Source organism: Desulfobacula sp. (assembly GCF_030145145.1).
Lineage (GTDB): Bacteria > Desulfobacterota > Desulfobacteria > Desulfobacterales > Desulfobacteraceae > Desulfobacula.
Window position 1 is genome coordinate 50,688 of record NZ_JAQYWD010000028.1, and the last position, 21,133, is coordinate 71,820.

Consider the following 21,133-nt stretch of genomic DNA (forward strand, 5'->3'; position numbering starts at 1 on the left):
ATTTTTATTGACGTTTAAACAAATAAATTGCACCCTATAGGCCATGAAAAATATAACATTTCAAAACCTGACGTATACCAGGGAACTTTTCGGGCATCACAACACCAACCTGGACAAAATTTCCCAGGCCTTTAACGTTGAGATCCATACCCGGGGAAATGCCATCCTGGTGAACGGCAATCCTGAAAATGTTCATCTTGCCGAACAACTGGTCAACCAGATGTATCAGCTGTTGGAAAACCAATTTTCATTTGAAGAAGCGGATATTGATGCTGCCATCAATACCATGAAGAACAACAAAACCGCCCGTTTAAAAGACATCTTTCTGACCACGGTATTTAAAACGGTTAAAAACAAAGCCATTACCCCCCGGAATCTTTCCCAGCAAAACTATGTGGCGGCCATTCAGAAAAATGACATCCTCATGGCCATCGGCCCTGCGGGTACGGGAAAAACCTATCTGGCCATGGCCCTTGCAATGGCGGCATTCTCAAAAGGAGAAGTTAAAAAAATTGTGTTAACCCGGCCTGCCGTAGAAGCAGGAGAAGCCCTGGGCTTTTTGCCCGGAGACCTGGCCCAGAAAATCACCCCCTATCTGCGGCCCTTGTATGATGCCCTTTATGACATGATGGAATTTGAACGGGCAAACGGCCTCATTGAACAGGATATCATTGAAATCGCTCCGCTGGCATTTATGCGGGGCAGAACATTAAACAATGCCTTTATTATCCTGGATGAGGCACAAAATACCACTTCCCAGCAAATGAAAATGTTTTTAACACGGATCGGTTATGGTTCAAAAGCGATTGTTACCGGTGATATCACCCAGGTTGATCTGCCGTCCGGGAAAAAATCCGGCCTCATTGAAGCCAGAAAAATCTTAACCCATATCAAGGGAATTGAATTTATATATTTTTCAAAGAATGATGTTGTTCGCCATAAACTTGTATCAAACATTATAGATGCATATGAAAAAAAACAAAACTGAAACCAATATCCAGCAGGTAAAACAATTTCTTTTGATAAACCCAGCTGTTTTGTGGTTGATGCTGGTCCTTATCACCGTAATCTTTACCTTTACCCATTACCCGAAACAAAGTAAACTGTCTTATTCCTATCGTATCGGGGATATTGCAAAAAGGGATATCAAAGCACCCAAAGATTTCTTTATTGAAGACACGGAATCAACAAACCTGAAGAAAGATGAAGTGAGTGCCGCCATTAAAATGGTGTATGATTTTGATGCCAACCTGATAAAAAAAATGATGGCCAACATTGATGCTGCCATAGAAATCCCCCGGGAATTATTCAAAAAATCAGAAGAAAACCCCCAGGAACCGAGCCCCACTTTGGCAACTGTATTAGACACCAAACCGGCGTTTGAAGAAAAACTGGGCATCGAAATCAGCAAAGAGGCCTATGCTGTTTTATTCAAACATCAATTCTCCCCTGACATTGCCCGGAAGATCAAAACCATAGTGAATAAAATCCTGACCAATGGTGTTGTGGCAAACAAAGAGATCTTACTGAAAGAATCAAACAAGGGCATTGTTCTTCGAACCATCGACTCTGAAAAAGAGCGCACCGTCAATAATTTAAAAGTCTATTACGGTCCGGATCAGGCGAAGACCATGGTTCGAATCGAAGGTGAACCCGTAGTAAAGGGCATCAACCATGATCTTTCCGACGTGATCGTTGACCTGTGTCAACGATTGCTGCAACCCAATATCACTTTAAATAAAAACGAGACGGAAAAACGGATACAGATGGCTGGAGACCAGATCAAACCGATTCTGTATCAGATCAAATCCGGTGAAATGATTTTAAGAGAAGGGGAACGGGTCGATCACGCCCAATTGATCAAACTTTTAGCCCTCCAGGAACAGGTGGAAGAAAAAGGGGTTTTCATTTCCAGTGCAGGGATAGCGTTAATCACTTTTTTTTCCATACTGGTGGTGTATGTTCTGTTTTTAAAGGACCACAAAAAATTGCGCACAGATCATAATAAGCACATCTTCTTTCTGGTGCTGGGCCTTGCCCTGTATCTCACTTTTGCCAGATTTTCAATCTATATTGCCCAGTCGACAAATTCTGAAATGACATGGGATATCTCCCGGATGTCATTTTTCATGATCATCCCCATCCCGGCAGCGGCCATGTTGACCTGCCTGTTCCTGGGATTTGACATTGCCGTATTTTTCACCATCATCCTTTCCCTGCTCACCAGCCTTGCATTTTCAGGCAGCTTTGAGGTCTTTATCTTTTTCTTTTTATCCAGCATTACCGCTGCCTATTGGATCAAAGAACGGCAGGAAAGGAAAACCTTTATTATTGCCGGCTTCAAACTGGCCATCTTTAATGTTATCCTGGCCATTTCCCTGGGGTTTTATTCCCTGGCCCAGCCCGATATCATTATTCTGGCAAAAGAAGTGGTTCTGGCCTTTTGCGGGGGGCTTTTCTCGGCCATCATTACCATCGGATTCACCCCTTTGATTGAGCTTCTTTTTGATTATACAACAGACTCTAAACTCTTAGAATTTTCAAACCTTGACCAGCCCCTGATCAAAAGACTCATGATCGAAGCTCCCGGGACCTATAACCACAGCATCATTGTCGCCACCCTGGCGGAGGCGGCGGCATCTGCCGTAGACGCCAGCACGCTGAGGGCAAAAGTCATGGGATATTACCATGACATTGGCAAACTGGGCAAAACACTGTATTTTATTGAAAATCAGGCAGACGGTAAAAACAGACATGACAAGCTTTCGCCGTCCATGTCGGCCCTTGTTTTAATCGGGCATGTGAAAAAAGGGATCGAGCTGGCAAAAAAAAACAAACTGGGGAATGATATCATCGAAGGCATTATTCAGCATCATGGCACCTCCCTGATCAAATACTTTTATCAAAAAAGCTTAAAAAGCGGCAATACCACGGCAAAAGAAGAGGATTTCAGATACCCGGGACCCAAGCCCCAAACCCGGGAAGCCGGGATTGTCATGCTGGCAGATGTTGTCGAAGCGGCTATTAGAGCACTGGAACGACCAACACCCGCGAGGATTCAAGGACGGGTCAAAGAATTGATTAACGATATTTTTGCTGACGGGCAACTGGAAGAATGCGAATTAACGTTAAAAGATCTTCACCAGATTGCCAAAAGCTTTAATAATATTTTAACCAGTATTTATCACAGCCGCATCGAATACCCGGACAAATCCCAGGAAAAGAGAAAAGAGAAAAATGGCACTGCTAAAGATACTGATCGACAATCAGGAAAAAAAGAAACTATCAACGGCCATCATCCACCAAAAGACAAAACAGATCTTAAACGCCTTGGGTTGTGATGACCATGAAATATCCATTTTAATTACGGACGATGCACACATCCAGGCGCTCAACAACACTTACAGGGGGATTGACAAACCCACCAATGTTCTGGCGTTTCCCATGCAGGAAGGTCAATTTGCAGATATTTCCCCCGGTCTTCTGGGGGATGTGGTCATCTCTTGTGAAACCGCTCAACAAGAAGCGGATGAGGCAAACATCAGCCTGGTTGAAAGACTGTCCCAGCTGCTGATCCATGGCACCCTTCATCTGATGGGATTTGATCACGAGACCGGGGTGTCGGATGCAAAACAAATGGAAGACAAAAGCCTTGAGCTGTTGCGAAAAATAGAACCCAATAAAGACTTAACCTTTTTTTAACCCGTGGAGGAGGAGAACAAATGGCTCGACTTGCCGTAAATGTAGACCATGTGGCGACGTTAAGAAATGCCCGGGGTATCAACTACCCCGAACCCATAGCTGCTGCCGTTGCGGCTGAAACAGCAGGGGCGGATGGCATCGTTGTCCATTTAAGAGGAGATCGCCGGCATATCAAGGAAAGGGATGTCCGGCTGTTAAGAAAAATCGTACAATCCAAACTGATACTGGAAATGGCCGCTACCCCTGAAATGTTAGGAATTGCCCTGGACATCAAACCGGATTGCGTCACCCTTGTTCCGGAAAAAAGAGAAGAATTAACCACTGAGGGGGGGTTGGACCTGATCACCCATCAAAGCCCTGTCCGGGAAGCGGTAACGACCTTAAAAAATGCCGGCATTGCGGTCTGTATTTTTATTGACCCGGATCTTGACCAGATAAAAATGGCCCATAAAATAGATGCGGATATGATCGAGATCCATACAGGGGCTTTTTGCGATGCAACAACAGGCGACCAGAAAACAAGAGAATTATCAAGAATCGTTGATGCTGCAAAAATCGGGACCAAGTTAAACCTTGAGGTCAATGCCGGCCATGGCATTTGCTATAATACGATTAAAGCGTTTGCGGGACTTCACGAATTCAGCGAATTCAGCATTGGACACAGCATTGTCGCAAGGGCGATCCTGACAGGAATGGAACAGGCTGTAAGGGATATGAAACAATTAATTTTAGCCCTTTAACATTGTTCAAAAGCATGGTATGGTAACGTCCTTTAAACTCTAAAAAAATTTGTAATTTTCCGGAAACAGTGATGACAGACCAGAAAACGATACTGATCATTGATGACGAAATCTTCATTCGAGACAGCCTGACCTATTTTTTTGAAGATGACGACTATATTGTCTTTACGGCAGAAAATGGTGACCGTGGCCTGGATATTTTTTTCAACGAACCCATTGATCTGGTGATTACGGATTTAAAAATGCCCGGGAAAAATGGCTTTGATGTCATGAAAACCATCCTTTACGCCAAACCGGATACGCCATTGATTGTGGTATCCGGTACCGGCAGAAAAGAAGATGTTATCAAAGCCCTCCGGATGGGTGCTAAAGATTACATTACAAAACCCATTGAAGACCTTGACATGATCCGTCATACCGTTCAAAAAGTTTTTGAAAACAAACGGTTAGTCCAGGAGAACAGGCAATATCGACAGCAGCTTGAAAAAAGTGAACACCAATACAGAACCATTACGGAAAATATTGCCGAGGGTGTTTTCACCGTGGATGAGAATCAAAACTTTACCTATACCAACCCGGCCTTCTGTGACATGATTGGCTTTTCAAGTGAAGACATACTGGCAAAAAATATTAAACGCTTCACCACTGAAGACAGTTATAAAATCGTCCAGCAACAGATACTGAACAGGAAAAAAGGATTAACCAACCGGTACGAAATACAGATACACCATAAAAACAAACAGCCGGTTCACGTGGAGTTGGCCTGCAGCCCTTTTTTTAGCGATACAAACGCATTCAAGGGGTCCATTGTTGTGGTCCGGGATATCACAAAACGGATTGAATTTAGAAAAAAAATCCAGCACTTCCTCGCCCAAAAAGACACCATCTCAAAGGACGTTCTCCCGATCTGTGCAAATTGTAAAAGCATTCGAATGGAAAAGGGCAAGTGGGTGCCGGTGGAAGATTATTTCTCAACCATTGTGTTTTCCCACGGGATCTGTCCCGCCTGCTGTGACAAATTATATCCGGACTTTGACTTTTCAGATCTGGATTAAGGCCCCTGGAAAAATCAGCCCCCCTTTGATTGTGCCCGGTTAAGACCGGGGCGGTATGGCCCAAAAACAGCCATGGCCCTGCCGCTGGCAGGGCCATGGCCCATATTCATCTTCTATAATAGTGCCTGACCAGAAACGCCGTGTTTGAGGGAAAAGTTGCCCATATGCAAGGCGCGAGAAATCTTGAAACCGGAGTGTACTATAGTACATGAGGATTTCAAGATTTTGCGGCAACGCAGCAGATGGGTGAGTTTTCGTTCAAACACCATCCCCTTACATATAATGGGCATTAATGAAGAGATGAACAAAAATACTGGCGATATACCCCAGGGCTATAATCGGCATCCATTTGAGATGAACACCAAAGGTATAGACCCCCCGGGCCGTTCCCATCAGGGCAACACCTGCGGCTGATCCGATGGAGAGAAGGCTTCCCCCCACACCCGCCGTCAGGGTCACCAGCAGCCACTGGCCATGGGACATCACCGGGTCCATCTTAAGAACCGCAAACATGACCGGGATATTATCAACAATGGCCGAGAGAACGCCCACAAGGGAATTGGCGATTGTGGGACCGAGATCTCCGTACATGAAATTGGATACCAGGCCCAGGTAGCCGAACTGCCCCAGACCACCAACACAGAGGGTTACCCCGTAGAAGAAAAGCAGGGTGTCCCACTCGGCCCGGGCAATTCTCTCCATGATGTCAAAACTTTTCCGGGTCCCCTGGAACTCGTTCATATCTTCAATGGTTTCGATGACGCCCACCACCTGGCCATTCTCATCCTTGAGGGGCGCTGAAGTAAAATAACGCCACATCCCTTTCTCCCCAATGGCAGGGTTGAAATCCGACACATCATAGGCAGATTCAAGAAAATTGTTGGCCATGATTTTACCGGGGTAAAACTTGTCAATCATGTGCTTAGATCCACCATCCAGAACCATATCGGCAAGAAGGGGCCGCTCTTTTGAATAAAACGGCTTCCACTGATCTTTTGTTCCGATCTTGTCCTTGGCGGAATCACCGGTCAAAACCTCCATGGCCTTGTTCCAATGGGTGATCACATGATCCCGATTGAGGATAAAGGCAGGCGTGGGCAGGTCGTTGATGAGCCCGGTAATCTCTTGATAGGTCTTGCCCTGAAGCACCGACAGGGATGTGGTTGCCGTGCTCTTTTTCCGGGCACCCAGGATATTGTCATAAAACAGCTGCCGCCCCTCTCTGCGTTTGATGTGGTAACTGAAAAACCCCAGATACCCAAGCCCCAGCATCATGCCGGCTGCCGGGGGAAGGTGGAGAAAATTATGAAAGCTGACCGCCGTGATAATGGTCAGCAGAAAAAGGGCGATCACGACCTTGGCGCCGTACTTCATCTCCACTTTATCGTCCAGTTTCTTGGGCGAAGATTTTTCAACGGCCAGGCTCATGCAGATGGCCGGCACCAGCCAGTTGACCAGGGACGGGATAAAAATATGAAAAAATTCGGAAAAGGCCACTTTTCCCTTCTGCCACACCATCAGGGTGGTGATATCTCCAAACGGAGAGAATGCACCACCAGCATTGGCCGCAATAACGATATTGATGCAGGCCAGGGCAACAAATTTCTTGTTGTCCCCCCCGACAGACATGATCACCGCACCCATGAGGAGCGCAGTGGTCAGGTTATCTGCCACAGGAGAAATAACAAAGGCCAGAAGGCCGGTGATCCAGAACAAAAGCCTCAGGGAAAATCCCTTGGAAACCAGAAATGCCCTCAAGGCCTGGAAAACGTTCCGCTCCTCCATGGAGTTGATGTAGGTCATGGCGACCAGCAGGAAAAGGAACAGTTCTGCATATTCCAGCAGACTGTCCTTAATGGCTTCGTGGGCCGTATGGGTATCCCCGATGCTCATATAGGCAAGGGCAACCAGGACCCAGATAATACCGGCGGCAAGGAGCACGGGTTTGCTCTTGCGCAGATGAATCGTATTTTCAAGGGGCACCAGCATATACGCGGCCACAAAAAGCCCGATCCCCAGGTACCCGTATATGGTTTTTGTTAAATCAATTAGTTCCGGGTGCGCTGTCCCTCCACCTGATGCACCGGCCAACACCGGTGCAGCCAGAAGGGCGAGCAGCAAAAAAAATATTTTCTTCATTTTCTGAATCCTTTTTTTAATTCCAGGGTCCCCCGGTCACGCCAACAAAGAAAAAGGCCCACCCATTGACATGAAGGAGAGCCCGCATCTTGAACAAAATCCAAGGGCCTGGCAAAAATTTAATATAAAAAACACCGTACGTTATTAATAGATATTTGGGGAAAAAGCAATTTCTTTATTTTACTTCATGTGTTTTAAACAGCCGATCTGTTAACCATACTCCATCAACATTCGTTATCAAGCGCTGCTTTTCCATTTTTATCTATTTTCCTTATACCTGTTTGGTTTTTTGTCAAACTGTGATAACTTTTCTTAACGGGTGCCTGACCGGAAACTCCGTGTTTGGGCGGCTCGTAGAGGAGCGATGCTTATGAACAAACCCACATCACACATTTTATCCACCATTTTCAGATATTTGAAATCATGCCCCACCCTTGAGACTATCGGTGTTGAGCGGTATCGCACCCTTCTTGAAAAAAGCAGTCTTGCCTTTAAACCGGACCCGGCCGTAACGGTTGAACCGTTTCATATCCAGGCCATTGAAGCACAATGGCTGTTACCGTCAGACCACAATGAAAACCGAATTATCCTGTACGTCCACGGGGGGGGATATATTGCCGGTTCCATCACCTCCCACACAGACCTTGCCTCACGAATCGGAACCGCTGCCAGGGCAAAAGTGTTACTTTTCAACTACCGCCTGGCCCCTGAACATCCATTCCCCGAGGGACTTACCGATGTGAAAACCGTATATCACTGGCTGGTGGAAACCTATCCGGCCCCCCATAGAATAAGTCTGGTTTGCGATTCTGCCGGGGCAGGCCTTGGCCTTGCCCTCTTGTCCGGATTGCTGAAGCAGGCTGCCCCTTTGCCGGCATGCTCGGTATTGATCTCACCATGGATTGACCTGGAGTGTAAAAATCCATCTCACCATGAAAACCGGGAAAAAGATCCCCTGCTCAGCCAGCCTGTTTTGAAAAAAACAGCCCGTCTTTATACGGATCAAGACCTGTCAAATCCCTTGATATCTCCCATTAACAATACGTTTTCCGGGATAACCCCCCTTCTGATTCAAACGGGAGAACATGAAGTTTTGATTGATGATTCCAGAATCCTGGCAAAAAAACTGCAAGCCGTCGGCGCAACGGTCCGCCTGGAAATATGGGAAGGAATGTTTCATGTATGGCCCTATTTTGCCAAATATCTTTCCGAAGGAAGACAGGCCATTCAAGTGATGGGGCATTTTATTCAACAATATTCCTGAAAACCGGGAGATTATTTTTTATTTTTCATGGCCTCACGTAACAGCCTCTCCATGGTTCCCATGGTGCTTGAATCTTTGCTGCCGGCAAATTTTTTCCAGTTGTCGGTATCTTTTTGATCCGGTGATGTCAAGGTAAGTCTTCTGCTTTCCTCATCAACGGCCTGAATCATTACCTGAACCGAATCTCCGGGTTTTAAGGTTTCAAAGTCCGACGGTTTTGTTGCATTGCTGATATGGGAGGATGGCATCAATCCCGTCACTCCGGGCTCAAGCGTAATGAAAAGACCGAATTTTTCTCTTTTTTCCAGGTGCCCTTCTACAATTGAACCGATTTCATATTTGGCAGAAACCCCAGTCCAGGGGTCCCCCAATGCATCCTTAATACTTAACGAAATTCTCCGGCTGTCCATATCAATGGATTTGATTACTGCCTGGATACGGTCTCCCACCTGAACCTCATCATCGGGCTTGAGGACTCTTCTGGTATGACTCATTTCACTGATATGAACCAGGCCGTCCACACCGGGTACAATTTCCACAAATGCACCAAAAGAGGTGAGCCGGACCACTCGGCCGGATACTTGATCTCCTGTATTAAATGTGCTTCCCATGCTGTCCCAGGGGTTGGCAGATGTCTGTTTCAAGGACAAAGAAATCTTCAGGCCATCGGATTTTTTTGAGGATTCTATTTTTAATAATTTTACCGTCACTGCATCGCCGGGTTGAAGGATCTCTTCCGGTTTTTCAATATGGGACCAGGACAGCTCTGAAATATGGGCCATCCCCTCAACCCCGGGGATCAGTTCAATAAATGCCCCATATGACATCAACTTGGTGACGATACCCGGAACCGTATCTCCTTCTTTTACCCGCTCAAAAAACCCTTTCCGGGCTTCTTCAATCGCCTCATTCAACAAGTCCCGCCTTGAAATGACAATATTTCTTCCGCCTTCTTCATACCGGGTAATTAAAAAATGATGGGTCTGCCCAACATAGTCTTCCTGGTTTTCCACATATTTCACATCCATCTGGCTGACGGGACAAAAGGCTCTTTTGCCCAATATGTCCACGCTGAATCCCCCTTTAATCACACCAATGACTTTTCCTTCCACAGGGGTCCTGTTCCGGGATGCGTCCACAAGCATTGTGGCCTTTCCTGCGCCGGAGAGTGCCTTGGACAGAATGATTTCACTCTCGCTTAAGGAGACCACATACAATTTTATTTTATCCCCCGTTTTGTAAGGGAAGTCCCCGTTTTCATCCAAGAGTTCTATTTTTTCCACCACACCGTCACTTTTGGTTCCCGTATCAACATATACCCGGGTACTGCCAATGGAAATAATCTCTCCATCAACCATATCCCCCTGGGTCAACTCACGGCTGCTTTTAGAATCATATGATTCAAAAAGCTCGGCAAAACTCATTTCATCCGTATTGTCAACTTCATTGTCATCCATCGGATCGGTCATTTTTATTCTCCTAAACACAAATTTTTCATCCTGCATCCTGTACTATACGTTACCAGTCAAAGTGTAAAGTTAAAAAAACCGATGAAAACGGTTTTTTTTTATGACAAAAAAAGGTATGGTATTTTAAAATTATCATAATAACAAGGTTTTCTATCATTGAAGATAACATCTGAACAGAATCCGGAACCTGGTCTCACCCCTGAAAGGATACAGGAAAAAGCAAATATTCTTGAAACAAACCTGTTCAAGTATATTTCCCGACTGATTGATCCATCCATACTGCACGTCAAAATCAACCGGGAACTCTATCCGGATGAAGTGATTAACAAGGCACTCCTGCAGTTGATGCCTCGATTTAATATCAAGCCCCGGGAATATGTTTTTAAATTAATGGAATTGTTGAAAAAAAACATTCCACAGGGCCAACAGGAAACGGTTGAAGCCAGTCTTACGGATGCCAGAGAAAATCCCCCGGATGATGCAACCCTTATCATCCGAAACTTTGAAGCCATTGCGACACCAACAGAACTGGAAATTTTCGTCAAGGGCCTTTCTTACGCTGAAAGTATTGATGGTGCCATTGCCAAATCTTTTTTTGCTCATGAATATACACCGGGCAAACTCTCAAAAACCGGGGTAATTGATTTCAAAGAACTCAACAACTACCCCATCATTAATGCCGGTGATAACCTGCTTTATATTACCAACGAAATACAGGGGCGGCAAGGGCTCTCCTTTGACGGTACCGTCATCCCCGTTGAAGAAGCAAAACCACTCGCCATCAAGGTCGGACCCGGCGTAAAACGGATAGATGACCTGTCTGAAATCGAACAGTCCAAGGGATACCTGTTACAAGCCGCAAAAACAGGCGTTATCATCCTTGAAAGAAATGCCCAGAATGCGCTTGTCGGTATTGATATCAGTGATGAGATAGAAACAAAAAAACTCGACTACTCTACGGGAAACGTGGGTACCCAGTATACCTGTCCCATCAGCATGAAAATCGGTGTGATCTGTAATGGCTTCAAAATCCGGGTCAATGGAAAGGTTGAAGCCAATGTTGTTGACGGTGGCGACATCATTACCAATGATAAGGCGATCCTTAAAACGCTCTGGGCCGGCAGCAGTGTAAGGGCATCAAAAGACATCCATATTGAGTCAGCCAGCCGTTCACAGATCATATCCGAACACGGCACCGTAACCATTACCAAAGAGCTGATTGATTCAAAAATTTCTTCACCAACCCTCATCTTTAAAAAAAACAAGGGCCTGATCACCAATAATACACTGGAGGCCAACAGCCTTTCTCTGGCCCATTTGTATTTCTCAGGAGAAAATATCATCCATTTTGGACATACCCTGTTTAAGGAAAAAGAGGGGATAACGACCGCCCTGAAAGAGTTGATCGAAAAAGAATCAAACCTGAAAAACACGCAAAACCTGTTAATGGGCACCCTGCAATTGGAATTAAAACGACTGATCAAACTGACCCTTTCAAATCCTGACCTGGCACCCCACATCAAACAGCTTATCCTTGCGACCCATACCATGGATTATGACACCATTAACCGGGAAATGGCGGTTATTCAAAAAAAGAATAACACAAAAGTTGTCGCCACGGTCAAAAACCTGTTTAACACCCTTGAAAAAATCCCACATGCCATCAACATCTGCAAGCAAAAAGAATCCGGACTGAACAAAGAAATGGTCGAGATCAACCAGAGAATGACATCCATGACCCTTTCCATTGAAGGATTTTTAAGACGGGCCGCCACCATCAAGATATTCACGGGCAGGGTTGATGATAAAAAGACAAGCAAGCCGGACTTTATGACTGAATCCAGTGACAAAGAAAATCAGTACATCAATGTCACCGCAACCTATTCTCTCAAAAAGGGGTTTGAGTTCAAATACTGATTCACCGGGTTTCCTCTTCACCCGTTTATCACAAAATTCAATTCTTTTTGGAAAACCCTGCACCGGATAAGGGTATCAATTCTTTTGTGCCAGAGCCTGTATCAGTGTGTTGGCCAGTTCAACCGTCATTCCCGGAAGTGCGGCAATTTCTTCAGCCGAAGCGGCCTTCATACGGGCCACCCCTTTGAAATGCATCAGCAACACCTTCTTTTTCTTTGGGCCGATACCGGGAATATGATCCAGGATGGAACGCCCTGCCCGTTTTTCCCGACGATGTCTCTGAAAGGTTATGGCAAACCTGTGGGCTTCATCCCTGATCTGCTGTAACAGGTACAAGGCCTTGGTTGCCTGGCGGGTATTTAAGGGATTGGATCGCCCGGGAATATAAATCTTATCAAATGCCTCTCCCTTTGCCGCATTCTTTTTTGCAAGCCCTGCCACCATAAATCTATTTTCAATCTTCAGGTCTTTTATGACGGCCAAAGCCATTCCCAGCTGACCTTTTCCGCCATCAACCACCAGAAGATCGGGATATGCCATTTGGGAGGGGCCTTTGGAAAACCGCCGACTCAGTACCTGAAACATATAGGCGTAGTCATCCTGAAAATCAAGATCCCGGATAATAAATTTTCGATATCCCTCTTTATAGGGCCTGCCGTCTTTAAACACCACCATGGAAGACACCGGGTCCTGTCCTGAAAGGTTGGAATTATCAAAGCATTCGATCCGGGACGGCCATGCGTCCATTCCCAACAACGCCTTGAGCATGGAAAGGGTAGCCCGTTCCGCTTCTTCCTTGAGCACTCTTTTTTCAAGTTCCCGGTGGGCATTGACCTGGGCCATTTCAACCAGCCGTTTTTTCTCCCCCCGGACCGGGACATGAAGGCTCACCTTTTTTCCTTTTTTATCCGTAAACAGCTGTTCCAGGAACACCTTATTTTCAATCTTTTGGCTCAACAGAATAAAAGACGGCAAAAATCCGCTATGCCGATAATACGGTTCCAGAAAGGCCGACAGCATCTCTTCGGGCACCTTAAACCCCAGATCAAGGGGATAATGTGCGGTATCAATGAGAAACCCGGCTCGAACCATCATCACCGTAATCACCGCCCGGCCCTTGCCCGCAGCAACGGCAAAAATATCCCGGTCTTTCATGTCCGGACTGACCACCACCTGCTTTTCCATGATGTTTTCAATGGCATTGACGGCATCCCTGAGCTCAGCGGCCTTTTCATATTCTTGACATGAAGAATGCGCCATCATGCGGGCCTTCAATTTTTTGACCACCTGCTGTGATCTTCCCTTTAAAAACAATATGGCATCCTGAACCTGCTTTTTATATTCCACAGCAGAGACATCATTGCAGCAAAGGCCAAGACAGGCTTTGATCTGAAAATTAAGGCAGGGCCGGGACCGGTTCTTAAACTGGGTATTTTTACATTTTCTCAATTTAAATATTTTTTGAATCTGCTTCAGGGTTCTGTTCACACTGAGACTGGATGAATAGGGCCCAAAATAAAGGGCATTATCTTTTTTTATGTTTCTGACCCGCTGGATGGCCGGATAGGGTTCATTCATATCTATCCTGAGCAACGGATAATTTTTCCCGTCTTTGAGAATCACATTATACTTGGGTGCATATTCTTTGATCAGGTTTGACTCAAGGATAAAGGCTTCATGACCTGAAGACGTGATAATGATATCAAAATCCTTGATCATCTCAATTAAGGCCCGTGTTTTTGCATCATGATTGTTTTTTTTTATAAAATAGGCGGACAGCCGCTTTTTCAAATTTTTGGCTTTACCCACATAAATGGTTCTGCCCTTGGCATCCTTCATCAGGTAAACCCCCGGGCTGGGAGGGGTTTGCTGGTATTTTTCAAGTATGGAGCGGATCATGGGAGTCAAAACCCTTTGATATCCATCAATTCTTTAATTTTATCCCTGTATTCTGCAGCCCGTTCAAACTCAAGGTTTTCTGCGGCGATTTTCATTTTATATTCCAGGTCTTTGACAATATCCTCGAGATTCAATTCCTGGGCCTCATATGCCTGGATATCCTCATTCACAGTCCCTTCAAGGACAGGCACCTGGGAGGGATAATCCAGCAGATGAATATTTTTTTGGATGGTGGTGGGCACGATATGATGTGTCTCATTATAGGCTCGCTGGATTTTTTGACGTCGCTTCGTCTCTGACACGGCTCGTTTCATGGACGCGGTGTGTTTGTCCGCATACATGATCACCCGGCCAAATACATTTCTGGCAGCCCGGCCGAAAATCTGGATAAAGGAGCGGAAAGACCGTAAAAAGCCTTCCTTGTCTGCATCCAGAATGGCCACAAGCGAGACCTCGGGAATATCAAGGCCCTCTCTGAGCAGATTGATCCCGATGAGCACATCAAACAAGCCCCTTCGAAGATCCTGGATAATATCAATCCGCTCCATGGTCCCAATATCAGAATGAAGATATTTTACCTTCACCCCCAGATCGGCATAGTAATCGGTCAGGTCTTCCGCCATTCGCTTGGTCAGGGTGGTGACAAGGACCCGTTCCTTGGCCGCCACCCGTTTCAGGATTTCCTCATACAGATCATCCACCTGGTTTTTGGCCCCCCGGATCTCCACAACAGGGTCAAGCAGTCCCGTAGGCCGGACGATCTGTTCAGCAACCTTGCCCCCCGCCTTTTCCATTTCATAGTCTGCCGGCGTGGCAGACACATACACCACCTGGGGCACTTTTTGCTTAAATTCTTCAAATTGAAGAGGCCGGTTATCAATGGCGGAGGGCAGTCGGAACCCGTGCTCCACAAGGGTTGTTTTCCTGGACCGGTCGGCCTTGTACATGGCTCCCAGCTGAGAAACAGAGATATGACTTTCATCAAAGAACAGTAAAAAGTCCTCTCCGATATAATCCAGGAGGGTTGGGGGGGGCTCTCCGGGTTTTCGACCGGTCAGGTGCCGGGAATAATTTTCAATCCCGTTGCAGTACCCGATTTCAGCCAGCATTTCCAGGTCATACCGGGTTCTTTCGTCCAGGCGCTGGGCTTCCACAAGTTTGTTGTTGTTATAAAAATAGTCAAGCCGGATTTTCAATTCTTCTACAATGGCTTCCATGGCCCTTTTTCGAGTCTTTTGCAGGGTGACATAATGGGAGGCCGGATAAATCACGGTCTGGTCAAAGTGTTGGAGCACATCCCCCTTTAACGGATCAATTTCTGAAATACCTTCAATGGTATCTCCGAAAAAATCAATTCGAATGGCTTTGTCTTCTTCATAGGCCGGGAAAATTTCCACCCTGTCCCCCCGGACCCGGAAGGTCCCCCGGTGAAAATCCGTATCATTCCGGGTGTACTGGATATTGACAAACTTCTCCAACACCCGTTCCCGGGAAATTTCCATATCCGTGGTCAACGTCACCCGTAACGCCAGGTAATCTTCCGGCGCACCCAGGCCATAAATACAGGACACAGAGGCCACAACGATCACATCCCGTCTGGCAAGAACGGATCGCGTGGCTGAATGGCGCATCTTGTCAATGACCTCATTGATGGATGAATCCTTCTGGATATAAGTATCACTTGAAGGGATATAGGCTTCCGGCTGATAATAATCATAATAAGACACAAAATACTCCACACAATTATCCGGGAAAAGTGCCTTGAATTCATTGTACAGCTGGGCTGCCAGGGTTTTGTTGGGCGCGATGATCAGGCTGGGTTTTTCGACCCTTGCAATGACATTGGCCATGGTAAAGGTCTTGCCGGACCCGGTGACCCCTAAAAGAACCTGGTGCGGTTCATTATTCAGGACCCCTTTTGACAGATACTCTATGGCCGCCGGCTGATCTCCGGTGGGAGAAAATTCTGACACTAAATTAAACAACCCCATAATTGTGTGACCACCCTTTTGAAATTTCGTGTTTGTCTTTATACCTGTCTTTACAAATTAAGACCGGTTCATATGTTATCAAGTTGAAAATGTGGAAACAATATGTAATGATACCGTCCATTAAGATTTAAATTCATAAAAGGAATCCTGCCATGGAAATAGTTGCCGTCATCGGCGCCAGTCCGAAACAAGACCGATATTCAAACAAGGCCATCCGCATGCTGGCCCAATACCATCACACCCCCATACCTGTGGCACCAACGCATGCACTCATAGAGGGGAGAAAAGTTTACCAACATCTTGAAGACATACCGGAAAAAATTGATACCGTCACCCTGTATGTGAGTCCGTCACGACAGGAGCCCATTATCAAAGATATCATCAAATTAGGGCCCAAACGGGTCATTTTTAATCCGGATACGGAAAACAAGGCCGTCTACGATCAATTAAAACAGGCGGGTATTGAAGTGGTGGAAGCCTGCACCCTTGTGCTGCTGAAAACCAACCAGTTCTCCATCCCTCAGCCCCCAAGGCTGGATTGATCCAGAAGAAAAATATTTCAGTCGATTAGATTATGTCATAAGAATATAACGTCCAATCAGATGAAAGGAATCCGATGTTTTCAAATATCCAGACCACCATTGATGTCCAGAAAATAACAACCCTTATTATCAGCTATATTCCAAATCTGGTCAGCGCAATGCTGCTGTTTTTCTTGTTCTGGCTGGCCAACAAAATCGTTCAAAAAGCCCTTACCGCCACCTTGACCCGGGCAAAAATAGAGCGGCAGGCCATTAATTTACTGCTTCGGGGGGCAAAGACCGGAATTTATATATTTGCCATCCTGACCATTGCAGACCAGTTACAGATCAACATCAAATCGTTGCTGGCAGGTGTCGGGGTAATGGGTCTGGCCTTGTCGTTTGCGGCTAAGGACACCGTGGGAAATATCATATCCGGGATTGTCATCATCATTGACAGACCTTTCAGGGAAGGTGACTGGATTGCCCTGGGCACCTTGCAGGCAACGGTTACACAGATCCGTCTGCGGACAACTGTTCTGACAACCTTTGACAATGAAACCGTTGTCGTTCCCAACCAGCGGATGTCCCAGGAGCGGATTATCAATTACACCATAACGCCCAGGATACGGGTAAAAATACCCGTGGGGATCGCTTACAAAGAAAATATTGATACGGCAAGGGCTATTTTACTGGAACTTCCCAAAAATGATGACCGGATCTTGACGGAACCGCCTCCCGTTGTCGTTGTCACAAATTTAGATGCCAGCAGCGTTAATCTGCAGTTGAGATTCTGGATTGAAAATCCTGCGCAACAAGCTTCATTTCTCTTTGAATACACGGAAAAAAGCAAGAAAGCCCTGGACACGGCCGGCATAGAAATCCCATTTCCTCACCTCCAGGTTTTTGTGGAAAATACAGAGGGGATAAAACTGTTGGCATCTTCATCAATTGCATTGCCCAAACAACTTGAGGGATAACCCCGTTAAATGATCCCCCCTGACTCAGGCACCGGGTTCACCCAGGTACTGAAATAGAATATCCTGCCATTTTTTCTGGCTGATTGTACCATAAACAGACCGTGTTGTCCCAAATCCCGCCATACAGTGATATCGGGTATGGCCAAAGGGCAACACTTTGTCATTCTTTAAATCCGTGAATGAATCAGTTCAGTGAGCTTTTTTTGTTCCCGTTTGCGCTTGTAAAGCGGCGATGTATCCTTTTGATAACAGTGCAAAGAATCGGTAAATGTCTTGCTCCCTTCTTTTTTGTAATACACTCCCAGACCCAGTTTCCCTGGTTTCATCGCCATCTCCCATGCTTTACTGCAATTTGTTTCATCATGGGCCTCAATGGTACACGTGTTCTCTTCATACCATTTAACCGTATTTGTCTGGTTAAACGAAACACACGGATGCAGTATATCAACGAGTGCATACCCCTTATGGTTAATGGCCATTTGAATCAGTTCCTTTGTCTGTTCACCTTCTCCTGAATAGGCCCGGGCCACAAACCCTGCGCCTAAAGAGATGGCGACAGCCAGGGGATTGAACGGTTCATTGACAACCCCATTGACCTGCACACCCGTTTTCATCCCGGGTTGGCTTGTCGGTGATGCCTGTCCTTTTGTCAGACCGTAAACCATATTGTTGTGCACAATATGGGTAATATTGATATTCCGGCGAATGGTGTGAAGAAAATGATTGCCGCCTTCACCGTACATATCACCGTCACCCCCTTCGGCAATAACCGTCAGGGAAGGGTTCGCCATTTTTACGGCAAGAGCAACCGGCAGGGCTCATGGCTTCACCCATCAATGCAAAACCGCCCCCAGAGGTTGTGGCAAAGCCTCGCGCACCGGCATACCAGGCGCCCAACACCATATTCATGGCTGCAATATTTTCATCAATCGTCTTTTGCGATTTTTTGGCAAATTTTTTTCTCAGATAGGTATCAAGCAGGAAAGGATCAAGACCCAGCAATGAAAGAATCAGGCTGGATGCCACCGTGTTGGAATATCTTTTATTTCCGGCAGCCGCTGCAACCGCTTGAAATGAAAAATCGATAACGGGTCGTTGTGTGGTTATCTTGTTTTTCTCTCCGATAATCATGGTTTTGCTGCTGATTCGGTGATCCAGTCGTGACAGATCAGAGCAAAGAGGAAGCAAAATATCAATCCGGTCAACCCAGGCGTCAACTCTCTGGGGTGATATTCGAATTTGAATGGAATTAACGCCTCCCCGGACTCTGGACATATATTCTTTGCAGGAAAAAACATTAAACCCCTGTTTTTTTAAAAGCCGGGTCAGCACCTGTTCCACTGTCTTGATGCCCTGACCTGCCGCTCCAGACAAAACAATTATCATGTCTGCGTAGTCTGAAAAATCGTATGTTTTTGTCATTCATACCTCCTATAACCATGCGGACACCCTCATCCGTTAAGCCTCTCGATCCAGACGGTATAGGACGGCAACCAGTACCAGGCTGCCTGTCAACATCCAGAACGCTTCATTTTTTGTCCCCATCACATTGAGCGCATGGGAAACCTCACTGAATACCCCTGGTCGAAAAGCAGCGTTGAGGGACCCAAGACAGATAAGGAATGCCGTAGACGCTAAAAATGTGGCCGCCATCAATTGATTGCGCAGCGTCTGGACCGCCAGGATGTCTCTCCCGTCTTTCATGATACCATTGACCCACATTTGCCGTGCGTGATTTGTAATCCCGATGGCTGTTGTCAAGGGATCCCGATGAACCTTTATATAAAGGTTTATATGGTAGGCGATGATAACGACAGCCGTAGAAAAAACCAGAATAGTTTCGTATATCGGTATAATGGACATATTTTATCTTTTGCTTATGGTATGTAAAATGCAGTTTTTAAATAGTGTATCAATGATACACCAGTCCGTGTTTTCCAGCTCACTCTATTAACCGTAATTCTGATGTAAATTATGATAAAGATCCAGCAAATACTTACCACAAATTAATAAAAAAGGATAATTACAAATCACCAGCCATTCTGATTTTGAATTAAACGGGTATTGGATTCAGATCAGGAAACCCATCCGGTTGAAGGATAGATCGCCGTGTTACAAAGCCTACTTTGATTAAAAAAAACTTGCGAACGGGGTTGTTCTCGGCTATAAAGGATCAGCGCACCGTGCATGAAATCAAACTCAAAACAATTATTTTTTCCATCGGACTGGCATCAAAAAATGAAGCTGACAAATTTCCTGGCAGATATCAACCCCTTGATAAGAATTCTCTTGATCATCGGGTTAACCGTGGCCGCACATTTTACCGTCAAACTCATCCGCCGGTTCAGCCGATACCTGTTGACCATGAAATTGGATCCCAAAGAAACCGCCGAGCTGAACCTGCCCCGAAGATATCCCCGAATTACCACCATCATTACCCTTTTGATAAACGCGGTGACGTTTACGATTTATTTTGTGGCTGTCGGCATGATACTGCACGAATTTAAAATTTCTTTGACGACTTATTTTGCCAGTGCAACCGTTATCGGATTGGCTGTCGGTTTTGGTCTGCAAGGCTTTGTGCAGGATCTGGTGATTGGTCTCACGTTGATTTTTTCCGATGCCCTCAATATCGGAGAAGTGGTTAAGCTGGGCGATGAAATTGGCAGGATTGATATCATTGGACTCAGATTTACCGCACTCATTAACCTGCATGGCCAGCGAATTTTGATCCCCAACAGAAATATTGCTGTCATTAGCCAGTTTCGAGGCGGCTGTATCCGCGCCTACGTCGACATTCAATTGCCCCAGCGGCTCAATGAAAAGAATATATCCCAAGCGGTTCATGCCATTGCCAACGCCATGTATCAACAGCACAAATCTATCATTCTGACTCCCCCGGAACTCTTTGGGATAAAGGAGGTCAGTGATGCTCAATGGCGCTATTTGCGAATCAAATTCAAACTTTGGCCGGGGCAGATCAAAATTATCGAAGACACGTTCAAAGAAAGGGTGGTCCAATTACTCAAAACCACCTCTGAAGATTATGCGCCCTGGATGATTACGGTAACCTACAAGGTGGAATAACGCAGGGACAAAACACATTGCTTTTTTCCCAAGAAACCGCCTGTCATATGCTCACGACTGAATTGTCGCAGTTTCCATAAAGAGAGTGACTATACCTGTCCGCCCCAGGGTCGTTCCCCCAGACAATACCGTCAAAAAGATACCTGAATTGGTATTCCCTGCCGGTTTCAAGATCAAGCGTAACGACAAAGTCTCCGTTTTTAAGGGCCTTCATGGGAGTGACTGTTTGATCCCATCTGTTGAAATCACCAGCAAGAAATATCTGTTTTGCATTCCGGGTTTCTTTTCCGGAAAGTCTGAATTTTATTTTGCAAATGGGTTTCGTTTTTAAAAACTGCTTTTTAATACTCATTTTTCCTCCTTTAAACA

General features: G+C 45.8%; 18 protein-coding genes. 10 read left to right on the forward strand and 8 right to left on the reverse strand.

Features of this window, described 5'->3' with window-relative positions; all coding sequences use genetic code 11:
- Positions 1-43: 43 nt before the first annotated feature.
- From Q1Q15_RS16375 to Q1Q15_RS16395, 5 genes are all read left to right on the forward strand, one after another.
- Complete coding sequence (locus Q1Q15_RS16375) at positions 44-988, forward strand: PhoH family protein (RefSeq protein ID WP_300462283.1); 945 nt, start codon at positions 44-46, stop codon at positions 986-988.
- Entirely contained in the window at positions 969-3,341 is a 2,373-nt protein-coding gene (locus tag Q1Q15_RS16380; RefSeq protein WP_300462285.1) for an HDIG domain-containing metalloprotein, read from the forward strand. The genes Q1Q15_RS16375 and Q1Q15_RS16380 overlap by 20 nt, the downstream gene beginning before the upstream one ends.
- Positions 3,238-3,702: an rRNA maturation RNase YbeY gene (ybeY, locus tag Q1Q15_RS16385; protein WP_300462287.1), complete on the forward strand. Its 465-nt coding sequence runs from the start codon at positions 3,238-3,240 to the stop codon at positions 3,700-3,702. Before Q1Q15_RS16380 ends, ybeY begins: the two co-directional genes overlap by 104 nt.
- A 20-nt stretch (positions 3,703-3,722) precedes the next feature.
- Positions 3,723-4,442 (forward strand): pyridoxine 5'-phosphate synthase, encoded by a 720-nt coding sequence (locus Q1Q15_RS16390; protein ID WP_300462290.1) that lies wholly within the window; start codon positions 3,723-3,725, stop codon positions 4,440-4,442.
- A gap of 71 nt (positions 4,443-4,513) precedes the next feature.
- Positions 4,514-5,497 (forward strand): response regulator, encoded by a 984-nt coding sequence (locus Q1Q15_RS16395; RefSeq protein WP_300462293.1) that lies wholly within the window; start codon positions 4,514-4,516, stop codon positions 5,495-5,497.
- A gap of 273 nt (positions 5,498-5,770) precedes the next feature.
- Here the strand turns inward: Q1Q15_RS16395 and nhaD are convergent, their stop codons facing one another.
- Positions 5,771-7,636 (reverse strand): sodium:proton antiporter NhaD, encoded by a 1,866-nt coding sequence (gene nhaD, locus Q1Q15_RS16400; RefSeq protein WP_300462295.1) that lies wholly within the window; start codon positions 7,634-7,636, stop codon positions 5,771-5,773.
- Positions 7,637-8,006: 370 nt separating this feature from the next.
- On the opposite strand from nhaD, the gene Q1Q15_RS16405 reads away from it, so the two are divergent.
- Positions 8,007-8,900 (forward strand): alpha/beta hydrolase, encoded by an 894-nt coding sequence (locus tag Q1Q15_RS16405; RefSeq protein WP_300462298.1) that lies wholly within the window; start codon positions 8,007-8,009, stop codon positions 8,898-8,900.
- An 11-nt stretch (positions 8,901-8,911) separates the two neighbouring features.
- On the opposite strand, the gene Q1Q15_RS16410 is transcribed toward Q1Q15_RS16405, so the two are convergent.
- Positions 8,912-10,369 (reverse strand): 30S ribosomal protein S1, encoded by a 1,458-nt coding sequence (locus Q1Q15_RS16410; RefSeq protein ID WP_300462301.1) that lies wholly within the window; start codon positions 10,367-10,369, stop codon positions 8,912-8,914.
- 156 nt (positions 10,370-10,525) lie between these two features.
- On the opposite strand from Q1Q15_RS16410, the gene Q1Q15_RS16415 reads away from it, so the two are divergent.
- Positions 10,526-12,286, forward strand: a complete 1,761-nt coding sequence (locus Q1Q15_RS16415; protein ID WP_300462304.1) for a flagellar assembly protein A — start codon at positions 10,526-10,528, stop codon at positions 12,284-12,286.
- A gap of 75 nt (positions 12,287-12,361) precedes the next feature.
- Here Q1Q15_RS16415 and uvrC read toward each other — a convergent pair whose 3' ends face one another.
- Positions 12,362-14,185: an excinuclease ABC subunit UvrC gene (gene uvrC, locus Q1Q15_RS16420; protein ID WP_300462306.1), complete on the reverse strand. Its 1,824-nt coding sequence runs from the start codon at positions 14,183-14,185 to the stop codon at positions 12,362-12,364.
- Positions 14,186-14,190: 5 nt separating this feature from the next.
- Positions 14,191-16,176: an excinuclease ABC subunit UvrB gene (uvrB, locus tag Q1Q15_RS16425; protein WP_300462309.1), complete on the reverse strand. Its 1,986-nt coding sequence runs from the start codon at positions 16,174-16,176 to the stop codon at positions 14,191-14,193.
- 152 nt (positions 16,177-16,328) lie between these two features.
- Here uvrB and Q1Q15_RS16430 point away from each other — a divergent pair, with 152 nt between their 5' ends.
- Together Q1Q15_RS16430 and Q1Q15_RS16435 are read left to right on the forward strand one after the other, a co-directional pair.
- On the forward strand, positions 16,329-16,718 hold the full coding sequence (locus tag Q1Q15_RS16430; RefSeq protein ID WP_300462312.1) for a CoA-binding protein: 390 nt from the start codon (positions 16,329-16,331) through the stop codon (positions 16,716-16,718).
- Positions 16,719-16,792: 74 nt separating this feature from the next.
- Positions 16,793-17,677: a mechanosensitive ion channel gene (locus tag Q1Q15_RS16435; RefSeq protein WP_300462315.1), complete on the forward strand. Its 885-nt coding sequence runs from the start codon at positions 16,793-16,795 to the stop codon at positions 17,675-17,677.
- 167 nt (positions 17,678-17,844) lie between these two features.
- On the opposite strand, the gene Q1Q15_RS16440 is transcribed toward Q1Q15_RS16435, so the two are convergent.
- From Q1Q15_RS16440 to Q1Q15_RS16450, 3 genes are read right to left on the reverse strand one after another with little or no spacing between them, the layout of a single operon-like run.
- Positions 17,845-18,468, reverse strand: coding sequence for a thiamine pyrophosphate-dependent enzyme (locus tag Q1Q15_RS16440; protein WP_300462318.1), 624 nt, complete (start codon positions 18,466-18,468; stop codon positions 17,845-17,847).
- The gene (locus Q1Q15_RS16445) at positions 18,428-19,099 is read right to left on the reverse strand and encodes a 2-oxoacid:acceptor oxidoreductase family protein (RefSeq protein WP_300462320.1); all 672 of its coding nucleotides are present in this window, start codon (positions 19,097-19,099) and stop codon (positions 18,428-18,430) included. The genes Q1Q15_RS16440 and Q1Q15_RS16445 overlap by 41 nt, the downstream gene beginning before the upstream one ends.
- A 36-nt stretch (positions 19,100-19,135) precedes the next feature.
- A complete protein-coding gene (locus Q1Q15_RS16450; RefSeq protein WP_300462322.1) occupies positions 19,136-19,540 on the reverse strand; it encodes a DUF599 domain-containing protein in 405 nt (134 codons plus the stop codon).
- Between the two features lie 375 nt (positions 19,541-19,915).
- Here Q1Q15_RS16450 and Q1Q15_RS16455 point away from each other — a divergent pair, with 375 nt between their 5' ends.
- Entirely contained in the window at positions 19,916-20,764 is an 849-nt protein-coding gene (locus Q1Q15_RS16455) for a mechanosensitive ion channel domain-containing protein (RefSeq protein WP_300462324.1), read from the forward strand.
- Positions 20,765-20,807: 43 nt separating this feature from the next.
- Here Q1Q15_RS16455 and Q1Q15_RS16460 read toward each other — a convergent pair whose 3' ends face one another.
- A complete protein-coding gene (locus Q1Q15_RS16460; protein ID WP_300462325.1) occupies positions 20,808-21,116 on the reverse strand; it encodes an isoamylase early set domain-containing protein in 309 nt (102 codons plus the stop codon).
- Between the last annotated feature and the right edge of the window lie 17 nt (positions 21,117-21,133).

Bases quoted from the DNA above. Each gene is read 5' to 3' on its own strand.
- Q1Q15_RS16375 (WP_300462283.1), top strand. From the start codon at position 44: ATGAAAAATATAACATTTCAAAACCTGACGTATACCAGGGAACTTTTC.
- Q1Q15_RS16380 (WP_300462285.1), top strand. From the start codon at position 969: ATGAAAAAAAACAAAACTGAAACCAATATCCAGCAGGTAAAACAATTT.
- ybeY (WP_300462287.1), top strand. From the start codon at position 3,238: ATGGCACTGCTAAAGATACTGATCGACAATCAGGAAAAAAAGAAACTA.
- Q1Q15_RS16390 (WP_300462290.1), top strand. From the start codon at position 3,723: ATGGCTCGACTTGCCGTAAATGTAGACCATGTGGCGACGTTAAGAAAT.
- Q1Q15_RS16395 (WP_300462293.1), top strand. From the start codon at position 4,514: ATGACAGACCAGAAAACGATACTGATCATTGATGACGAAATCTTCATT.
- nhaD (WP_300462295.1), bottom strand. From the start codon at position 7,636: ATGAAGAAAATATTTTTTTTGCTGCTCGCCCTTCTGGCTGCACCGGTG.
- Q1Q15_RS16405 (WP_300462298.1), top strand. From the start codon at position 8,007: ATGAACAAACCCACATCACACATTTTATCCACCATTTTCAGATATTTG.
- Q1Q15_RS16410 (WP_300462301.1), bottom strand. From the start codon at position 10,369: ATGACCGATCCGATGGATGACAATGAAGTTGACAATACGGATGAAATG.
- uvrC (WP_300462306.1), bottom strand. From the start codon at position 14,185: ATGATCCGCTCCATACTTGAAAAATACCAGCAAACCCCTCCCAGCCCG.
- uvrB (WP_300462309.1), bottom strand. From the start codon at position 16,176: ATGGGGTTGTTTAATTTAGTGTCAGAATTTTCTCCCACCGGAGATCAG.
- Q1Q15_RS16430 (WP_300462312.1), top strand. From the start codon at position 16,329: ATGGAAATAGTTGCCGTCATCGGCGCCAGTCCGAAACAAGACCGATAT.
- Q1Q15_RS16435 (WP_300462315.1), top strand. From the start codon at position 16,793: ATGTTTTCAAATATCCAGACCACCATTGATGTCCAGAAAATAACAACC.
- Q1Q15_RS16440 (WP_300462318.1), bottom strand. From the start codon at position 18,468: ATGGCGAACCCTTCCCTGACGGTTATTGCCGAAGGGGGTGACGGTGAT.
- Q1Q15_RS16445 (WP_300462320.1), bottom strand. From the start codon at position 19,099: ATGACAAAAACATACGATTTTTCAGACTACGCAGACATGATAATTGTT.
- Q1Q15_RS16450 (WP_300462322.1), bottom strand. From the start codon at position 19,540: ATGTCCATTATACCGATATACGAAACTATTCTGGTTTTTTCTACGGCT.
- Q1Q15_RS16455 (WP_300462324.1), top strand. From the start codon at position 19,916: ATGAAGCTGACAAATTTCCTGGCAGATATCAACCCCTTGATAAGAATT.
- Q1Q15_RS16460 (WP_300462325.1), bottom strand. From the start codon at position 21,116: ATGAGTATTAAAAAGCAGTTTTTAAAAACGAAACCCATTTGCAAAATA.